Annotated in this window: 23 protein-coding genes and 5 pseudogenes; 13 read left to right on the top strand and 15 right to left on the bottom strand. The window is 42.7% G+C overall.

Going from position 1 to position 18,317, the window contains the following annotated elements; translation table 11 throughout:
• Positions 1-36: 36 nt before the first annotated feature.
• The 9 genes and pseudogenes from DW826_RS03140 to DW826_RS18540 form a co-directional block, all read right to left on the bottom strand.
• Positions 37-1,224 carry a type I restriction enzyme HsdR N-terminal domain-containing protein gene (locus DW826_RS03140; protein ID WP_117551986.1) on the bottom strand — a complete coding sequence of 396 codons (1,188 nt, stop codon included), beginning with the start codon at positions 1,222-1,224 and terminating at the stop codon, positions 37-39.
• A gap of 1 nt (position 1,225) precedes the next feature.
• Complete coding sequence (locus DW826_RS03135; RefSeq protein WP_181967970.1) at positions 1,226-1,597, bottom strand: helix-turn-helix transcriptional regulator; 372 nt, start codon at positions 1,595-1,597, stop codon at positions 1,226-1,228.
• A 125-nt stretch (positions 1,598-1,722) separates the two neighbouring features.
• Positions 1,723-1,995 carry a hypothetical protein gene (locus DW826_RS18165; protein ID WP_181967969.1) on the bottom strand — a complete coding sequence of 91 codons (273 nt, stop codon included), beginning with the start codon at positions 1,993-1,995 and terminating at the stop codon, positions 1,723-1,725.
• Complete coding sequence (locus DW826_RS03130) at positions 1,980-2,195, bottom strand: DUF6132 family protein (protein ID WP_015552802.1); 216 nt, start codon at positions 2,193-2,195, stop codon at positions 1,980-1,982. The genes DW826_RS18165 and DW826_RS03130 overlap by 16 nt, the downstream gene beginning before the upstream one ends.
• A 1-nt stretch (position 2,196) precedes the next feature.
• The gene (trxB, locus tag DW826_RS03125; RefSeq protein WP_242992104.1) at positions 2,197-3,102 is read right to left on the bottom strand and encodes a thioredoxin-disulfide reductase; all 906 of its coding nucleotides are present in this window, start codon (positions 3,100-3,102) and stop codon (positions 2,197-2,199) included.
• Between the two features lie 63 nt (positions 3,103-3,165).
• A pseudogene (locus DW826_RS18545) lies at positions 3,166-3,462 on the bottom strand (thioredoxin family protein); the annotation flags it as partial.
• 97 nt (positions 3,463-3,559) lie between these two features.
• On the bottom strand, positions 3,560-3,865 hold the full coding sequence (locus tag DW826_RS03120; RefSeq protein WP_117471141.1) for a hypothetical protein: 306 nt from the start codon (positions 3,863-3,865) through the stop codon (positions 3,560-3,562).
• 2 nt (positions 3,866-3,867) lie between these two features.
• Positions 3,868-4,818: a hypothetical protein gene (locus DW826_RS03115; RefSeq protein WP_117551984.1), complete on the bottom strand. Its 951-nt coding sequence runs from the start codon at positions 4,816-4,818 to the stop codon at positions 3,868-3,870.
• Positions 4,819-4,872: 54 nt separating this feature from the next.
• Entirely contained in the window at positions 4,873-5,391 is a 519-nt protein-coding gene (locus DW826_RS18540) for a DUF134 domain-containing protein (RefSeq protein WP_117551983.1), read from the bottom strand.
• A gap of 135 nt (positions 5,392-5,526) precedes the next feature.
• On the opposite strand from DW826_RS18540, the gene DW826_RS03105 reads away from it, so the two are divergent.
• Positions 5,527-6,186 carry a Crp/Fnr family transcriptional regulator gene (locus DW826_RS03105; RefSeq protein ID WP_117551982.1) on the top strand — a complete coding sequence of 220 codons (660 nt, stop codon included), beginning with the start codon at positions 5,527-5,529 and terminating at the stop codon, positions 6,184-6,186.
• 105 nt (positions 6,187-6,291) lie between these two features.
• Here DW826_RS03105 and DW826_RS03100 read toward each other — a convergent pair whose 3' ends face one another.
• From DW826_RS03100 to DW826_RS03080, 5 genes are all read right to left on the bottom strand, one after another.
• The gene (locus DW826_RS03100; RefSeq protein ID WP_117551981.1) at positions 6,292-7,983 is read right to left on the bottom strand and encodes an FAD-dependent oxidoreductase; all 1,692 of its coding nucleotides are present in this window, start codon (positions 7,981-7,983) and stop codon (positions 6,292-6,294) included.
• Between the two features lies 1 nt (position 7,984).
• Positions 7,985-8,305 carry a rhodanese-like domain-containing protein gene (locus DW826_RS03095; protein WP_117472034.1) on the bottom strand — a complete coding sequence of 107 codons (321 nt, stop codon included), beginning with the start codon at positions 8,303-8,305 and terminating at the stop codon, positions 7,985-7,987.
• Positions 8,306-8,317: 12 nt separating this feature from the next.
• Complete coding sequence (gene trxA, locus DW826_RS03090) at positions 8,318-8,623, bottom strand: thioredoxin (protein WP_117472032.1); 306 nt, start codon at positions 8,621-8,623, stop codon at positions 8,318-8,320.
• Between the two features lie 71 nt (positions 8,624-8,694).
• Positions 8,695-9,093 carry a rhodanese-like domain-containing protein gene (locus DW826_RS03085; RefSeq protein WP_117551980.1) on the bottom strand — a complete coding sequence of 133 codons (399 nt, stop codon included), beginning with the start codon at positions 9,091-9,093 and terminating at the stop codon, positions 8,695-8,697.
• A gap of 60 nt (positions 9,094-9,153) precedes the next feature.
• Complete coding sequence (locus DW826_RS03080) at positions 9,154-9,900, bottom strand: 3-oxoacyl-ACP reductase family protein (protein ID WP_117551979.1); 747 nt, start codon at positions 9,898-9,900, stop codon at positions 9,154-9,156.
• A gap of 523 nt (positions 9,901-10,423) precedes the next feature.
• Between DW826_RS03080 and DW826_RS03070 the strand changes: the two genes are divergently transcribed.
• From DW826_RS03070 to DW826_RS03015, 10 genes and pseudogenes are all read left to right on the top strand, one after another.
• Positions 10,424-10,630 (top strand): hypothetical protein, encoded by a 207-nt coding sequence (locus tag DW826_RS03070; RefSeq protein WP_015552814.1) that lies wholly within the window; start codon positions 10,424-10,426, stop codon positions 10,628-10,630.
• A gap of 188 nt (positions 10,631-10,818) precedes the next feature.
• The gene (locus tag DW826_RS03065; RefSeq protein WP_117471154.1) at positions 10,819-12,015 is read left to right on the top strand and encodes an ATP-binding protein; all 1,197 of its coding nucleotides are present in this window, start codon (positions 10,819-10,821) and stop codon (positions 12,013-12,015) included.
• 31 nt (positions 12,016-12,046) lie between these two features.
• A pseudogene (locus tag DW826_RS18535) lies at positions 12,047-12,190 on the top strand (ArsC family transcriptional regulator); the annotation flags it as partial.
• Between the two features lie 11 nt (positions 12,191-12,201).
• A pseudogene (locus tag DW826_RS03055) lies at positions 12,202-12,432 on the top strand (peptide deformylase); the annotation flags it as partial.
• 286 nt (positions 12,433-12,718) lie between these two features.
• Entirely contained in the window at positions 12,719-13,492 is a 774-nt protein-coding gene (locus DW826_RS03045; protein WP_117551978.1) for a DUF134 domain-containing protein, read from the top strand.
• 265 nt (positions 13,493-13,757) lie between these two features.
• Positions 13,758-13,967, top strand: coding sequence for a DUF6219 family protein (locus DW826_RS18530; protein ID WP_015552817.1), 210 nt, complete (start codon positions 13,758-13,760; stop codon positions 13,965-13,967).
• A gap of 3 nt (positions 13,968-13,970) precedes the next feature.
• Positions 13,971-14,426, top strand: coding sequence for a thioredoxin-dependent thiol peroxidase (gene bcp / locus DW826_RS03035; protein WP_015552818.1), 456 nt, complete (start codon positions 13,971-13,973; stop codon positions 14,424-14,426).
• Positions 14,426-15,175, top strand: coding sequence for a peroxide stress protein YaaA (gene yaaA / locus DW826_RS03030; protein WP_117504403.1), 750 nt, complete (start codon positions 14,426-14,428; stop codon positions 15,173-15,175). Before bcp ends, yaaA begins: the two co-directional genes overlap by 1 nt.
• A gap of 488 nt (positions 15,176-15,663) precedes the next feature.
• A complete protein-coding gene (locus tag DW826_RS03020; RefSeq protein WP_107000936.1) occupies positions 15,664-16,038 on the top strand; it encodes a desulfoferrodoxin family protein in 375 nt (124 codons plus the stop codon).
• Between the two features lie 90 nt (positions 16,039-16,128).
• Positions 16,129-16,287 (top strand): rubredoxin, encoded by a 159-nt coding sequence (locus DW826_RS03015; protein WP_015552822.1) that lies wholly within the window; start codon positions 16,129-16,131, stop codon positions 16,285-16,287.
• A gap of 441 nt (positions 16,288-16,728) precedes the next feature.
• On the opposite strand, the pseudogene DW826_RS03005 reads toward DW826_RS03015, so the two are convergent.
• A pseudogene (locus tag DW826_RS03005) lies at positions 16,729-17,085 on the bottom strand (transposase); the annotation flags it as partial.
• A gap of 428 nt (positions 17,086-17,513) precedes the next feature.
• Between DW826_RS03005 and DW826_RS18935 the strand changes: the two are divergent.
• A pseudogene (locus tag DW826_RS18935) lies at positions 17,514-17,624 on the top strand (FUSC family protein); the annotation flags it as partial.
• 96 nt (positions 17,625-17,720) lie between these two features.
• On the top strand, positions 17,721-18,311 hold the full coding sequence (locus tag DW826_RS02995; protein ID WP_015552824.1) for a nitroreductase family protein: 591 nt from the start codon (positions 17,721-17,723) through the stop codon (positions 18,309-18,311).
• The last annotated feature ends 6 nt before the right edge of the window (positions 18,312-18,317 follow it).

Raw genomic sequence — 18,317 nt, 5'->3', positions numbered from 1 at the left:
TATTAGCCACTACTGTTACAACGTTAGTATAGCACTTCACACATTGTCACGTACAAAATTTGTTTCTTCCGGAATACGTTGCGCAGCGGTAAAGCCCTCGCCTTCTGGAAGTCCTTTTTCGCGACGGATATCTTTCCATACTTTGAAAATACTATGGACAGTAAAGCCCGAACTACCACAAGCGGTATCGATAATTTTGTCATTGACGGATGGGTTCATCATTTTTACGCACATATCAATGACATAACGCGGGGTGAAATACTGGCCCTTTTCACCTTTCTGAGCCTTACTCATCAGGTATTCAAATGCATCGTCTACAACGTCAAGATTATTGTTAAACAGCTTTATATCCTGAAGTGTAGCTACGCAGACGGCAAGATGAGAAGGAGAGAGAAGAATTTTGCTCTCGTCAGTAAAGATGCCCTCCCATTTTTTCTTTGCATCGTCAAAGAGACTCTGAATTTTCTCTTTCAATTCGAAATCCGTTTCACCGGAATTGCGAAACTTCAAGTATGCGCTGGAGTCACGTTCGCAGATCAACTCGTCATATAGTTTAGCAAAAATCAGTTTGAAAATTTCCTCAAAAGAATCAACTCCAGCGCTGGCAAGGACTTCATCTTCCATTTCCTGAATAAGAGAGCGAAGAGAGCGTTTCTGCTGGCTGATTCTATCAATCTTTTTCAAGTCTTCATAAGTGAACTTTTCGTTGATGATATCGCTGAGCTTTTCAGAAACTTTTGGAATATTGGTGATCGGCTCAAAATAATTAGGGTCTTTCCTGTTGTAATAGGAAATCTGCTCACCATTCGTCCATACACCGATGGGTGCGCCAGTGGCGTTGCAGTAAGACTTCAGTTGTTCCTTGCCATCTGTCAGTTTGGGCTTTTTGAGCTCAACAATGATGTAGGGAACCATCAGACGATCCTTATCCATAATGGCAATATCAGCGCGCTTAACTTCGCGGCCAAAATGAATCGGGAATTCAACTTCAATACGGCTTGTAGGATAACCGTACTCGTGGATAAGCTTGTAGAGGTAGAGTTGACGCACTGCTTCTTCAGGTTTAAGCGCGATTTCTTTATCACGTTTCAGACATTTGATAAAGAGAGCTTCCTTGCCTCTGATAGTTTTGACAACGATAGCATCTTCAACATATTTGCGTGCTTCCTCAGAAAAGAGTGAAACATCATAATTTGTATTTTTTAACACTTCATTCAAAGTCATTTTATTTTCCTCCCGAAATTGTTGCTAACATTTCTGCCCAGCATTTGTCGTTTATGTTGTTTTCCAATCCAAAATTGATGAGATCAATTAACTTTCTATGCTTCATCAAATAATCCATTTGCTCATTTGGCAAGCGACATCGGTCTGCTGCAGCTTTTTCCTTAAATTGCTTTGCCTCTTCATCGTTTAATCCAAGTTTTTTTATGAGAGATTCTATATCTGAAGGATTAGGAGGAGCGTTGTTTTTGCCTTTTTCGATGTTGCTGATATACTGTCCTGATTTGTTTATGACAACGGCCAAATCATCTTGCGTTAGGTGAGCAGCTTTTCGCTTTTCTCTTAAAAATAAGCCAAAATCAGATGGTTCAATCAAGGTTACTCCTCCTTTCAAAAATAAATAAACAAATTTGTTTATTTATTATAGCGCAACAAGATAGCTTTGTCAAGCTCTGGGCGAATAAACGAAGCAGCCGGGTACTCAAATACCCGGCTGCCGTTCTATGTATGCACCGCTGAAGCTGGCGGTCTTTTTCTTTTGCCCAGTTCTTTGTAGAAATGATGGAGGAATAGGGCTTCTCTATGTAATCCCGCAAGGCAGGGGTTCTGCCCGGCGGTGTCGTGTTCGGTGTCAAAGTTATCTTTCTCTGTCTTGGGACTTCTTTCGTGTTCTTTGCTGTTTGCCCTCTGCCTGTAACTGCCTGAGCCTGTCTCGGACACTATCTTTTTCAGGCGGTCTTTGGGGCTTTTCTTTCTCCTTACTGCATATTGCATGAACCGCTGCACCCCTTTCCGAACACACCTGACAACAGCCAACCGATAAAGCCCATATAGGCCATCGTGATAAAAGGGTTAGAAGTTAGCGGACAAGCTCCTGTGGAGCATCCCACAAAGTAGTAATATGCAAGGCCGACCAGAGCGCCGCCTGCGGTAAATAGAATTGGCTTCAGCCATTTTTTAATATTTTCTTTCATCTCATATTCCTCCTGCTAAATATTCCTCTGCATAGTGAACAGCGGTTGCCCCATCGGCTACAGCAGTCACGACCTGCCGCAATGCCTTTGTGCGGACATCCCCAACGGCGAATACACCGGGGATGTTGGTGCAGGTACTCTCATCTGCGATAATGTATCCAGCCGGATCAATCGTAATCTGATCTTTCACCAATTCGGTGGAAGGTTTTCTTCCGACGCTGACAAACACACCGTCGCAAGCAAGCGTGCTTTCCTCTCCGGTTTTCACATTCCGAGTCCGGATACCGGTCAGCTTTTCGTTATGGAGCAGTGTGACGATCTCATTGTCCCAGAGGAATTCTATATTTTCCGTTTTCATCAAAGGCTCATGGTAGATCTTTGTTGCTTTTAAGGTATCTCTTCGGTGAACGACGATGACTTTTTTGCAGATACGGGAGAGGATAAGGGCATCCGCCGCAGCGGTATTGCCACCTCCTGCGATGACAACCGTTTTGTTCCGATAGAACATTCCGTCACAGGCTGCGCAGTAGTGGACACCTTTACCGATTAACTCCTGTTCACCATCAACACCCAGCTCTCTGGGGCCAGCTCCGGTAGCGAGCACAATGGTCTTTGCGTACATAGGACCTTCGCTGGTCACCGCTTTCTTTATAAAACCGGACAGTTCCAGGGACAGCACCTCAGTCAGCTTGGTTTCCACTCCAAATCGTTCCGTTCCTCGCTTCATCTTTTCTCCCAGGGAGAAGCCGTCGATACCATCCTCGAAGCCGGGATAGTTGTCGATTTGCTCGGTCAGAGCCATCTGCCCACCAGCGGACAACTTCTCTAAAACCACGGTGTTCATACCTGCTCTGGCGGCATAAAGGGCTGCGGTATAGCCGCCGGGACCGCCTCCTACCACGATCATGTCGTAAATATGCTGCACAGTAGTTGCTTCCTGCGTCTGGTGCTGTAAAGTTTCTTCAATGAACGCCACCAACTGCGCCCTGGATTCCGGAGCGATGATAGAGCCAAGAGCCTGTCCGCTGTGATAGATCAGCAGAGTAGGGACAACTTCTATAGCTTCGGCCTCAGCCAATTCCGGCTCATCATCAATGTTAACCGCAGTGAATACCAGCGTATCCTTATATTCCTCAGCCACGCTTTCCAATGCCGGAGCCAGACGGCGGCAATATACGCACCAGGGAGCTGAAAACTCCACCAGAACAGTCTTTCCGCTATGCACCATTTCTTCAAATTGATTTCTATTAATATTGATAACTGCCATATTGCCAGCTCCTTTCCTTTGTTTGATTATAGTATAGCCAATCTAAAATAACATTTCGGTGATGATATCACATAAAAAGAGCTGCATTGCTGCCGCACTAAACTTTTTCGTTATTAAGTAACTCGAGGATATGTTCACTGGAACGGATGATTTGAGACTGTTTATCTTTTATGGATGTTTTTCTTGTCTCCTCCAGCGAGAGAGAAGCATATAAATGAACCGTGTTTGCTTCCTGCCGGAGAGAATCGTTATACTGTTCAGCGGCAAGGTCTTGCTTCTCAAGTATACTAATTTTACTCTGGAGATCACTAATCTGCTGTTGAAGTGATATCACTTTTTTCTTTTGGACATAGAGGAAATAAGCAAGAAGCAACAGGATAAGTGAAAAAATAATAATAATCATTCTTAGTTCTTATCCTCCTTTGTCAAAAGATAAGCCTTAAGTGCATTACGGAGAGTTTCCGGCAGAACAGGCAAGGGCAAGACAGTCAATTTACCCGCATTCTTTTCAATCGCTATTTCTGATTCCGGTTGATTGGACAGAAGAATCACGGGTGTTCTTTTATCTGCCCTCCATGGCTGATCTGGCTTTTTTGTCATAGGTTCTGTAACAATCCAAAGCATAGGCTTTTTCTTGCCAAGTTCTTTTCTTGCAGTTTCCGGGGTTTCAAATACAAGGATATGTTTGGATAAGTTTTGAAGTACCAGTCTCAGTCCGTTCCCATAGGCCGAATCACTGCACATAATGGCAATCGTAGCATTTGATTTTTCATCTTGTGATGCCTTTATAAAATCCAGAACAGGCGTATTATAAAGGTTGAAATCTTTCTCTGTATGTACTGCTTCATAATAAGCTCTGACCGCTCGGCACATTCTTCGGCAAAACTGTTCAATATCAATACGGATGTCCGTGAGGCTGTTGGCAGAACTTATTCTATCCAGTTGGCAAACTGAGGTTCCGCAATTCACACCCAAGTGAAAACGAATCGAGGTATTGTCCTCAGTATTTGCAAAGCCTTTGTTCTGGTGCAGGTATTCGCATCGAAGCTGCCAGCATCGTTCTCCGCAGATATAGGGAGAGATATCCTGCGCAGAGACTTTAAAGAAAGGTGCTGCGTATGTATTAAACCAACGAATATATTGATTTCCTACATCACGGGTTGGTCTCTGATTTCTGTCCAGAACAGCACGTCCATCCCGATAACGCTTTACAATTTCTGGGAAAGCAATGCCGCCGCAAATATCAGGCAAAGTCAGCGCCAATGCCAAAGCAGATTGCCAGCGTCCATCCTCAATGTTCAGTTCTACTTCCTCTATGCGATGTAAAAAGGTAAAGCTGGCATTGTCTTGACTCATAGGTATCCTCCTGTAAAAAAAACGCCTGCCGGAAACCGACAGGAGGCATACTTTTTACACTTCAGTCATCCACAGGCCGTGGAGATTGCAATAGGCGTAAACCGCAACAGCTTTATCATCTCCCAAGCAGAAGGTGACATTGGGTTTGTCATCGGGTTTCAGAGCCTTGCGCTGTCCACCGTTTTCGGTCTGGACATAGACCCACTCGATGAAGTGTTTCGAAAGCATCGGATGGATTTTTTGCTGATAGCAATTTCTGCACCCGTAGGCTGCGCTGTTTCCGCTGCAGAGCACAAAATCCCCTTTCTCGATTCGCAGAGGAAGTCCCTCAACCAGCGCATCCGCCAATTTTTTACGGGTAGCTGCATAAATCTGCTGAACCGTTGTTCTGGCAATACGCATATATTCTCCGCATTGCTCCTGAGAAAAACCTTCACGGTCAATCAGGCGAATGGCTTCATACTCATCCATATTCAGGACAATGGGAGTCAGTTCCTCGCCGCCACGAACCGGAACAAAACCATCATTATCTGGCAGACAACATACTTTTCTACATTTTCTCGGTCTTGGCATAGATTCGCCTCCACATTATTTGCGGCATATGCCATTTATATGATCATTGTATATCTCCCTTTCCTATATGTCAACGGAATTATTGACATATGCCATAAATTATTTTATACTATGTGTATTCAAGGAGGTGTACCCATGGATTTTTCATCTTATTTTCCAATTTGGAACAAACTGACACCGACCCAGCAGCAGATTTTGGAGCGAAATGCAGTTTTACGAAAAGTGGACAAAGGGACTGTGATTCACAACGGAACTATGGAGTGTACTGGTCTTCTGCTGGTAAGAAACGGACAGCTTCGTGCCTATATTCTTTCCGACGAAGGACGGGAGATTAGCCTCTATCGTTTGTTTGATCGGGACATTTGCCTGTTTTCCGCCTCCTGTATGATGAACAGCATTCAGTTTGAGATCACCATTGAGGCGCAGAAGGATACCACGATGTGGGTTATTTCTGCTGACATTTATGGACACTTAATGAAAGAGTCTGCTGTGGTAGCTAATTTTACCAACGAAATTATGGCTACCCGTTTTTCTGAGGTTATGTGGCTCATGGAGCAGATCATGTGGAAAAGCTTTGATAAAAGGCTGGCAGGATTTCTGCTGGAGGAATGTAGCTTAGAGGGAACAAACATCCTCAAGATTACTCATGAAACCATTGCGGGCCACATGGGTACCGCCCGTGAGGTAGTCACTCGAATGCTTCGCTATTTCCAGAACGAGGGGATGGTCAAGCTGACTCGTGGAACAGTGGAGGTTACAGACGAAGCTGCATTGGAGGAACTGCAAAATGCCTAAGCAACAGCTAACCCTGCTGATTATCGCCTTGGCTGTGCTTGGAATTATCATTTACTAAAGGATAACCCCTTCTCATTTCCTGTGAAATCTGAGAAGGGGTTATTGTTATTTGTCCATACCGCAGGCGGTGGCGGATTCAATGAGGCAGCGATCATTGAATACAGCATCATAGAACCGGAAGCCGCCGGAGAAGTTATAGCAGTCAAATCCGTTTCCGGCCAGGATGCGACAGGCAATGTAGCTGCGCAGGCCGCTCTGGCAGATGACGTAGACAGGCTTATGCTTGTCCAGTTCATCCAACCGCTCCCGCAGCTCGTCCACTGGGATATTTAAGAAACCGTCAATGTGTCCGTGGGTGAATTCTTCCACAGTGCGGGTGTCCAACAGAGTTACACTTCCGTCACGAGGAAGTTTATCTGTATCTTCCAGATACCACTGCTTCAGAATACCCTTTGCGATATTCTCAATCATAAAGCCAGCCATATTTACCGGGTCTTTCGCAGAGGAGTAAGGCGGTGCGTAGGCCAGATCCAGATCCTTCAGCTCTGGGGCTTTCATTCCTGCGCGAATAGCGGTAGCCAGTACATCAATGCGCTTATCCACACCTTCGTAACCTACGAGCTGAGCACCCAGCAGGCGATAAGTTTCTTTTTCAAAAACCACTTTCATGGTCATGACTTTCCCGTCGGGGTAGTAACCTGCATGGCTCATTGGCGACAGGATAACCGTATCAACATCCAGTCCTGCTTTTCTGGCGTTGGTCTCATTTACGCCGGTAGTGGCGGCAGTCATGCCAAAGACCTTGATGACAGAGCTTCCCTGGGAGCCGGTATAATGGCTGTCTCCACCACAGATGTTGTCCGCAGCGATTCGTCCCTGTTTGTTAGCAGGGCCCGCCAAAGAAATCAGAGCATCCTGCCCTGTGACAAAGTGCTTCACCTGCACCGCATCACCCACAGCATAGATGTCTGAAATGGAGGTTTCCATCCGGTCATTGACCACAATACTTCCCTTAATGCCCAGTTCTAACCCGGCATCTTTTGCAAGGGTGGTTTCGGGAGAAACACCAATGGCCAGGATTACCATATCCGCATGGAGAGGCTGTTCGTCTTTCAGTAGCACATCCACGCCGCCGCTCACTTCCGCAACCCCTTCCACGGTATGACCCAGTGCCAGCTTAACACCGTGCTTGCGCATTTCATTGTGTATAAAAGCAGCTATATCGGAATCAAAGGGATTCATAAGCTGTTTTGGACGCTGGACAATGGTGATCTCCATTCCCAGTTCACGCAGGTTTTCTGCCAGCTCCAACCCAATGAAGCCACCACCTGCCAGTACGGCAGACTTAGGATGGTTTATATTGATGTAATCTTTGATGCGGAAGGTGTCCTCCACGGTGCGCAGGGTGAACAGTTTATCAAGACCTAAGCCGGGAAGCCTGGGTTGGGTAGGCTTGGCACCGGGAGAAAGAATCAGCTTGTCATAGCTTTCCTCGAATTCCTCTCCGGTTTGCAGATTCTTGACGGAAACGGTCTTTTTGTCAGGATGGATAGCCGTGACCTCATGGCGTACCTTCATGTTCACACGGAACCGGGAGAAGAAGCTCTCCGGTGTCTGGAGGGTCAGATCTTCCGGATCGGTAATTACATCTCCGATATAGTAAGGCAGACCGCAGTTGGCATAGGAGATATACCCCGAGCGCTCAAAAACTACGATTTCTGCCTGCTCATTTAGTCTGCGAATACGGGCGGCAGCAGTAGCACCGCCTGCCACACCACCTACAATAACAACTTTCATATCAGCGTTCCACCTTTCCTGCATAAGCGGAAATTCCGCCTATGTTTTTCACATTGGTATAACCCATCTGCTGCAAAATAGCAGCTGCCTGACGGCTTCTTGCGCCGCTGAGACAATGAACAAAAATGGGGGTAGCTTTATTGTCAATCACGCCAGCCACTTTGTTAATGGACTGCAAAGGAATATTTTTACTGCCGGGGATATGCCCCTGCCGGTATTCGTCAGGGGTACGAACATCCAGCAGGACTGCGCCATCCGTAACGCTATATTCTTTGACACCCTGATTGATGTCAGGGCCTTTCAGGAAATCGAAGAATCCCATCTTTGCACCTCCTTACAGCATGGCGAGAATCTGAGCCTTAGGTCTGGCACCGGTGGCCTGATTTACGACTTTGCCGTTCTTCATAACCACCAGAGTGGGAATGCTCATCACACCAAACTGCATAGCCAGTTCCTGTTCCTCATCCACATTAATTTTAACAACCTTGATATCGGAGCGCTCCTCGGCAATTTTCTCTACCAGAGGAACTACCATGCGGCAAGGACCACACCAGGGAGCCCAAAAATCCATCAGGACGGGCTTGTCCGAGTTCAAAACCTCTTGATTGAAATTGTTTTTATTTACATTGATAGCAGACATATTTAAGTCCTCCTGTTTTCTTTTTTATGGCTTTAGTATATCCAGTAGTCGTTGCTTTTTCCGTGATTTTGTCACTTATCGCCGGCGACGGTTTCACCGGGCCAACTATTAATACCGCCGATTTCAACGATATTGGTGTAGCCCAGTTTTACCAGCTTTTCAGAGGCCTGCTTACTCCGATTACCGCTGCGGCAGTATACCAGAATCAACTGATCTTTATCCGGCAGCTCCGGAATGTCCGGAATGTCCTTTGTGCCGATGGATTCGTTGGCAATATTAATCGCGCCTGGAATATGCTTTTCACTATATTCCTGAGCAGTCCGGACATCAAGGATGGTGTATCCGGTTTCCTCCTCCAGCATTGTAACAGCTTCCTCCATAGTAATCTGTCGATAGGTTTTTTTGGCGGATTGTGTTGCACAACCGGACAAAAGCAGTAAAGCCATTAAAATAGGAATGATTCTTTTCATGTGAATACCTCCACATTTTGAAGATAGGGCAGCCGTTTCCAGCTGCCCTGTTTCCGATTTTTATGTTCTTGCCATACCGTCTACGCTGAGTACAACACCTGTGATATAGGATGCTTCGTCAGATGCCAGGAACACAAATGCATTGGCAATATCCTCCGGCTGACCCAGGCGGCGCAGGGGGATCTGTTTGATGAGCGGATCAATTACTTCCTTGGGAACAGCTTTCATCATATCAGTCAGGGTAATACCAGGAGCGACTGCATTCACTCGAATACCCTTCGGACCCAATTCCCGGGCAAGGGAAACTGTCAGGCCATTGACAGCAAATTTGGATGTGGGATATGCAAAGCCACTAGGCTGGCCGTAAATGCTAACCATTGAGGAGGTGGAGAGAATAACACCGTGACCTTTTGCAATCATGCACTCACTGGCGGCTTTTGTAGCATTGAACACGCCTTTTACATTCAGATCCATAACCTTGTCAAAGGTTTCCTCCGTATACTCGGTAAAGGGAGTGCTTTCGGATATACCGGCATTGTTCACCAGAATATCAATGCAACCGTATTTTGAGGCAGCTTCTCGGAAAGCATTGCGGACAGATTCCAAATTGGACAGGTTAGGACTGATTCCCGCAACTGTTGCATCAGGGTACTTTTCTTTCAGCTGCGCAACCGCTTTGTCAGCAGAACCTTGCGAGCTTGCGGTCAAGATTACCGTAGCCCCTTCCTTCAAAAATTTCTCTACGGTAGCGTAGCCAATGCCACGGCTGCCTCCGGTGATGATTGCAACTTTATCTTTCAGCCTCATAAGAATACCTCCTTGTATTTTGTATTTGTAGTATAACCTGTTTCGGAGGAACTCTCCGTGATAAAATCACATTTTTCCAAGAAGGAATGATAGAAAAATCATGCCCATGAATAAATAAAAAAGTCACAGTCACGCTCCGATTTGAACGCAGATAAGCATTCCCCTGCTTCAAGTGTGTGGGGCACTAAGCGGTGGGTGAGTGGGATGCTTATGTCAGTGGGAGTTGAAAGCTCCCACTGACAGATCGCGAAGCGACTGCGTTCATGAGCAAGTAGCGAAGCGGATTGCGAATGTCCGCTTTACTTAAGTCAGGGGATTCGCAGCCAGATATTTTTTGCCACTTTCGTAAAAAATATCGAAACACACATAAAAACAACTGCTGTGAAAAGGCTTTAAATCAGTTGATTCATCAACAAGTCTATCATTTATAAAGTTGTAAAGTGGTGAAATGGTGGAAAGTCTTGTGTATCCAGCTGCTTCAGCAGCATATCCAAAATCAATTGGCTTCTGGCAGGCAATGTTAATGATCCAGGCTTTTTCTTCGTCTGTAATCTCAGCATTCCTGCCACGACCAGGGGAATTCCAGGAAAAGAAGAAGGAACAGGAAGCGGCAAAGCCTGATCCGGATGCTGATTATGTGGACGATGACGAGGACTATGGCCACAGTGAGGAATACGAGGACGATGATGTAGGCTTCATCGCTGATGATGAGGACAACGAACCCGTATAACAAAGAACAGGCATAATGCCTGGGGCAATCTTCGGATTGCCTTTACATAGTATCTGCTTTCAAAAATTAAAATATTTTATGTTTTTGAAAGCGATCTCTTGCATATACTATTAGCAGACGGTATAATAAGTACATCGAAGCAGTTTCAAAAAAATAAAAATCTTCGACTTTTGAAAGCGGGTGACGATATGAAAACAATTACAAGAGCAAAGTATCTCGACAGAATCATTGAACTGAATGGTACTCCTGACATCAAGATCATCACGGGCATTCGTCGATCCGGTAAGTCCAAGCTGATGCAGGCGTATATTGAGTATCTGAAAAGTAATTTTGAAAACATCAATATTATCTTTATTGACTTCATGGATTTGGCGTATGAAGAAATCAAGGAATACCATGCCTTACACGCCTATGTGGAAGAACATTATCAGGAAGGTAAAACGAACTACCTGTTTGTAGACGAGGTTCAGATGTGTCCCAAGTTTGAGTTGGCAATCAATAGCCTGTACTCTAAGGGAAAATACGACATCTATGTAACCGGCTCCAATGCTTTCCTGTTGAGTGCGGATCTGGCAACTCTATTTACCGGACGATATATTGAAATTCATGTGTTTCCTTTCAGCTTCCAGGAATATTGCCAGTATTATGATGATGTTAGTGATAAAGATAAGCTCTTTGATGATTACGCTATCAAGGGCGGTTTAGCAGGTTCTTACGCTTACAGAACCGAAAAAGACAGAACAAACTATATCAAAGAGGTCTACGAAACGATTGTTACAAGGGATTTGGTGCAGAAATATGCACTCCCGGACACGTTGGTTTTACAACGTCTGAGCGAGTTTCTTATGGATAATATCAGCAACTTGACTTCTCCTAATAAGGTCAGTCAGCTGCTGACAGCAAATGAGACTCCAACCAATCATGTAACCGTCGGCAAGTACATTAAGTATTTGTGCAATGCTTTTGTATTTTATGATATTAAGAGATACGACATCCGAGGCAAGAAATACCTTGAAAGCTCTGAAAAGTTCTATCTTTGTGACAGTGGTATTCGATATGCAATACTGGGAAGCAGAAATATGGATTACGGCAGAGTATATGAAAACATCGTTTGCATCGAGCTTCTTCGCCGTGGATACGATGTCTATGTCGGCAAGCTCTATCAAAAGGAGATCGACTTTGTTGCTCAGAGAGGCAGCGAGAAGATTTATATTCAGGTCAGCGACAACATTTCCGGACAGGAAACATTTGAGAGAGAATGCTCTCCTCTGCTTCAGATCCGAGATGCTTATCCGAAAATGATTATTGCCAGAACCAAGCATCCAAAATATAGTTATGAAGGAATCGAAATCCACGACATAGCCAATTGGTTGCTACAAGAATAAACAAGGCGAAATATATCTCTTTTATCATTCCCTTGCCCTTATAAAGTATATTGCAGCTGATGATAAGCTTGACAAGGTTCTTGAAAATCCGAAGGTGATTAAGACACCAGTGGTTAGAAATGGTAAGCAATCAACCCTGGGTTATCTGCCGGATGTTTGGAAAAACTGGAATTAGAGGATAAGAATATGGTGAAAAAAATTATGCGGGACCCATTGTTTCTCGCTCAGAAATCTACAGATGCAACGGAGGCAGACCAACAGGTAATTACAGATCTGCTTGATACATTAAGGGCAAATCTGGATCATTGTGTTGGAATGGCAGCCAATATGATTGGTGTAAAGAAAAATATCATTGTGGTGGCAGCAGGCCCATTTCAATTTGCTATGGTAAATCCAGTTATTACAAAGAAGACCGGAGCATTTATTATAAAGGTTTCCACCACCGGAATGCTGGTTCCCTTAAAAGCGGATTTGCGGTTTCCTATTTCCGGACAGTAGGGACACGGAACCCTGATTATTTAGTTAGTGCCGGAGCATCGTCCTTGCATGAAGCCATCAAACTATTCTGGACCTTCCGTGTTCCGTGGGATGGACATACACTGCAGGAACAGTAGCTGATTGTAAAAGGCATATGTCAAAAAACGTTATTGACATATGCCTTTTATAGAGCTAATATATAAGAAAAGCGAGAAAGGAGCAGTTTATGCCGAGACCAGTAAAATGCAGGAAAGTCTGCCATTTCCCGAATGTTTTAGAATTCTTTCCGGCAGATGATACTGAGAAAAAAGTACCCATTGTTCTGACGGTAGATGAGTACGAGACAATTCGTCTTTTGGACAAGAAAGGTTATAGTCAGGAGCAGTGTGCAGAATCTATGCAGATCGCAAGAACAACAGTTCAACGAATTTACGAGATTGCCAGGAAGAAAATAGCAGATGCTCTAATTGATGGACATCCGCTCAGAATAGAAGGTGGAGATTTTAGAATCTGTGATGGTCAGAGCAGTAACTGTAACCTTGGAGGATGTTATAAGCAGGAGATATATCAAAAATATGCAGTGGAAAAAGGAGAAGGTATCATGAGAATAGCAGTAACATATGAAAATGGGCAGATTTTTCAGCACTTTGGACACACAGAGACATTTAAGATCTATGATGTAGAGGAAGGAAAAGTGGTACATTCAGAAGTAGTAGATACGAATGGAAGCGGACATGGTGCATTGGCAGGAGTTCTTAATGCATTAAATGCCGATGTTTTGATCTGCGGCGGAATCGGAGGAGGAGCCCAGACCGCGTTAGCGGCAGCAGGCATTAAGCTTTTTGGCGGAGTTTCAGGAGATGCAGATAAAGCAGTAGAAGCTCTTATCAATGATACACTTGATTATAATCCAGATGTGAAGTGTTCTCACCATGAGCACAGCCACGGAGAGGGACATACATGTGGTGAGCATGGATGTGGAAGCCATAGCTGTCATTAAGAAGAATAGAAAAAAATAATCATACGAAAGGATGCGTCAAGGTAATGGAAGAATTATCGTGATACATCCTTTTGTATTATTTGATAAGATGGCAGATGACATTTTCAATATGGCAATTAAAACCTGTGAATGCGATATCGATCTCTATATGGATTGAGTATTTAGCTTTTCTTGCTTGTAGAAAGTGATGAACGGAAGGTATAATATTGTTAATGATCCAGAGATATTTATTTTGGAAACAGTTTAATCAATTTGGAGGTATAGAATGAAAGCACATAAGTATTGGTCATTCGGAGCGTTAATTACTATGATTGGAACTTTTTATACTGGATATAAAGGATCTAAATCAAGTCATAGGTATTTTGCGTGCAGCACTCTTATATGTATGATTATGTCCATATACACTGGACATAAAATGATTTCAGGTAATAAGAGAACAAGAAAACAGGTGGAAAATACAGAAGCGGAGGAATAGTAAATGTTAGAAATAGGAACCAAAGCACCGGATTTTGAATTGCCGGATCAGAATGGGGAAATGCATAAATTAAGTGATTATGCAGGAAAAAAGGTAATTTTATATTTTTACCCAAAGGATAACACGGCAGGCTGTACAAAGCAGGCATGTGGTTTTTCCGAGCGTTATCCTCAATTCACCGAGAAAGGAGCAGTTGTTCTTGGAGTGAGCAAGGATTCTGTAGCCTCTCACAAGAAATTTGAAGAAAAATATGGATTGGCATTTACACTTTTGGCAGATCCAGAGCGTAAGGTGATCGAAGTATATGATGTCTGGAAAGAAAAGAAAAATTACGGAAAGGTTTCTATGGGTGTAGTAAGAACTACGTATCTTATTGATGAGCAAGGGATTATTATCAAAGCCAATGATAAAGTAAAGGCGGCAGATGATCCTGAAAACATGCTTAAGGAATTAAATTGATGAAGATTATATTGTCACCTGCAAAAAAGATGATTGCAGATACTGATAACATAGCACCGGTTGAACTGCCTGCCTTTATTGATAAGACAGCAGAGATATTGGGCTGGATGAAAAGCAAATCAAAAGAGGAACTGAAAGCTATCTGGAAATGTAATGACAAGATTGCAGAGCAGAATTTTAACAGATTGGAAACTATGGATCTTTATAACAGACTTACTCCGGCTGTTTTAGCATATGAAGGAATTGCATTTCAATATATGGCACCAGCTGTGTTTGAAATCCAGCAGTTTGAGTATCTGCAAAATCATTTAAGAATCCTGTCTGCGTTTTATGGCATTTTAAAACCACTGGATGGTGTGACTCCTTATCGCCTTGAAATGCAGGCAAAAGCTGAGATTGAAGAAACAACAAATCTATATGATTACTGGGGGGATCGGTTATATCATTCAGTAATTGATGACAGCAGGATTATCATTAATCTTGCATCAAAAGAATACTCAAAATGTATAGAAAAGTATCTGACACCACAGGACAGATATATTACGATTGTATTTTGTGAGTTATCCGGAGATAAATTGGTAACAAAAGGTACCTATGCCAAGATGGCTCGTGGTGAAATGGTCAGATTCATGGCAGAAAATAACATTGAAAATCTGGTGGAAATTCAGAAATTTGACAGATTTGGATATTCCTTTAGGTCTGATTTATCATCAGATTCAGAATATGTTTTTGAACGCAAAATACAATAGTTATTCAGATAAAAGATGCTCAGTTTGGCATCTTTTGTAATAATGATAATTATTACTATTTTTGTTGACAACAGGATAATAGTGGTATATAATCCTTATTAAGAACTAATACTAATAAGGAGCACGAATGACAAGTAGGAGAAATACCATTTAAAAAGATCTTGTAAGAAATGCCGTATACGAAATGAGAATACACGTTACGGCAAATGAAGTTACATATTATGGAATGGCAATGTCTGTAAAAAGAATCTGTGAAGTGATTATGAGAAATGAAAAATCAATACTTCCGGTATCGCACATGATTCATGGCGTATAGGATATTGACGGAGTATCGTTAAGTTATTGTAGGTGTTGATGGTATTGAGTCTAATATACCTATTAATTTAAGTGGTGAGGAAGCATTAAAGCTTAAGAAATCTGCAGATTCTTTGAAAAAGATTATAGAGACAATTGAACTATAAATTATACACATGGAAGGAGATAAAAGCATGGAAGTAAAGTATTATATATGTAAGCATTGTGGAAACATTGTTGAAAAGGTAAAGGATAAAGGTGTTCCTGTAATTTGTTGCGGAGAACCTATGCAGGAATTAAAAGCCGGAGTGACAGATGCGGCTGTTGAGAAGCACGTGCCTGTATATACAGTGGAAGGCAATTATGTTCATGTCGTGGTCGGAGAGACAAAACATCCAATGCTTGAAGAACATTTCATTGAGTGGATTACATTAAATACCAATCAGGGAATATACAGAAAACAGTTAAATCCAGGGCAGGAGCCGATAGCAGATTTTTGTCTTTGCGATGGTGAACAGGTAGAAGAAGTATATGCATATTGTAACCTGCATGGATTATGGAAATGCTAAAAGCATTTATACATATTAAGATTTAAGAACAACACAAATATAACCGTAATATAGGCTGTGTATTAATGTATTTACAAGGAGGAACAACAAATGAAATATGTATGTGATGTTTGCGGATGGGAATACGATGAGGAGAAGGGATATCCAGAAGGTGGTATTGCACCTGGTACAAAGTGGGAGGATGTTCCGGAAGATTTTGAATGTCCGTTATGTTCTGTAGGCAAAGACCAGTTTTCAAAGGCTGAATAAAAATGAAAGCAGGACTAATGGATGTATGAAATGAAACCAGAATATTATATTGGAATAAATATGATAGAATTGACATAATATTGGAAAATCTTCGTGATTATACAGTAAAACACTTTACTGATGAAGAGCAGTATATGGAATCTATTAATTATAAGAAGTTATTTACACAGAAAGTTCAACATCTGAAATTTATACACAAACTTGATGAATTTATAGAACATCATAATGATGAGATAGAAGATCAAGATGAACAGATTATGGTTATATGTGTAGAGTCTGCGGAGAGACTATGAGAAAATCTCTGTAAATTAGATTCTTCTATGATAATGAAGGGTGAGAAGCCTACAAATCAGGCTTTTCACCCTTGTTTTATATATAACAGTTACTGATAGGCATGTCAAGAGCAGGCGGCTGGCCGCCTGTCTTAGATTATGTTTTTACTTATTCTGGAAGTCGTCCTTCGTACATGATACTCAACTCCCCATAGACCTGGCCCCAGTCCCGGATGGTAGTTGTCCATTTCTTAGTAGCCTCGAAAGTGGCCAGATATAAGGCTTTTAACAGCGCTGTATCACTTGGAAATACGCTTCTCTGACGATTCAGTTTCCGGTATGTGGAGTTCAGTGATTCTATCGCATTTGTTGTATAAATGACCTTCCGGACAGTGGTTGAAAACTTAAAAATTGAAGAAACAGCATCCCTGTTGTCCTTCCAGCGTTTCATGGAATTCGGATATTTCGGACTCCATTTTTCTGTCACACGGTCTAAAGCAGCCTGATAGATGGTTTTTAAATCTGAGAGGATAGGGGAATGTGCAGCATGTTTCCGTATTACTCCCATTTTGTTACCAATTACTATCCTTTTGCTACCATTCTGCCTCTTTTTTTCAGAATTGACCTGTGCTAATATTATCATAGACAGATGCGACATGCGCTACAAACTTACATTTCATTTGTTTCTCTTTTGCAAAAGAATACGGACAAAATATAAAGCGTCTGCTCATTGCCGGAATGGTGATGAGTATGGCGTTTTTTTGATGCCGAAAACCGGGTGACGACCTGAAAAGAAACACAAAATGATTCGTGGAATGAACGCAGCGAGAATACGGAACGGGCAGTGATCATAGAACAAAATCCAGAAGCGCTTTTATAAAGAGCGCGTGAAAATTCATACACCATATATTATCTGCAATGATATAATGTATAATACATGGGAGAATATTGCAGAGAGTGATTCAGAATGTTTTCGGCGTTGTATTTGCATTTGTATTTTGTGCTATGTTTTATTTGTTTACGTCGAACAAAAAGGAAACCGGGGTGACCGCAGATGCAGAGTGAGGTGGATTGGAAAGAAAGTAAGTGGTACACGATGTCTGGTGGTCAGAAATGTATTGACTGGAAAAAACATTGAAATCAAAATTTACGGAGAAGACTATGATACGAGAAATTGAGAACAGAAGAAGTATAAGAAAATATAGATCCGATGAGATTGACAGGAAGCTGATCGAAGAGATCATATATAGTGCTACTCTTGCGCCATCAGCCAAAAACCGGCAGCCATGGAAATTTATCGTATATCAGGGAGAAGCGAAAGATAAACTGGTTGAGGTTATGCGCCATGGTATAAATTCAGAAAAAATCACACATGAACTTATGCCGGAATGGGCATTTGCAATCCCCGATGCTGAAAATACAGTCAGAATCATGCAGGAGGCGCCGTGCCTTATAGCAGTGCTTAATACAAATCAATATACACCATTTGCAAGCATCGAGAGAGAAAAACGGATCGTAGAAATTTGCGATTCGCTGTCGATCGGTGCGGCTGTTGAGAATATGATATTGACAGCGACCGGATATGGATTAGGTACATTATGGATTGCCAATACCTGCTTTGCCTATAATGAGCTGATAGAATTTATCGGAACAGACAACCAGCTGACAGGAATTGTTGCTGTTGGAGCTGCAAATGAAGCTCCGCCGAAAAGGCCACGAAAAGCATTAAGAGATGTTGTCGAGTATAGATAAAGAAAT

Source organism: Clostridium sp. AM34-11AC (assembly GCF_003435375.1).
In the GTDB taxonomy this organism is placed as follows: Bacteria; Bacillota; Clostridia; order Lachnospirales; family Lachnospiraceae; genus Pilosibacter; species Pilosibacter fragilis.
The sequence above is the reverse complement of the archived record's forward strand: the minus strand, read 5'-3'. Positions and strand labels throughout refer to the sequence as shown.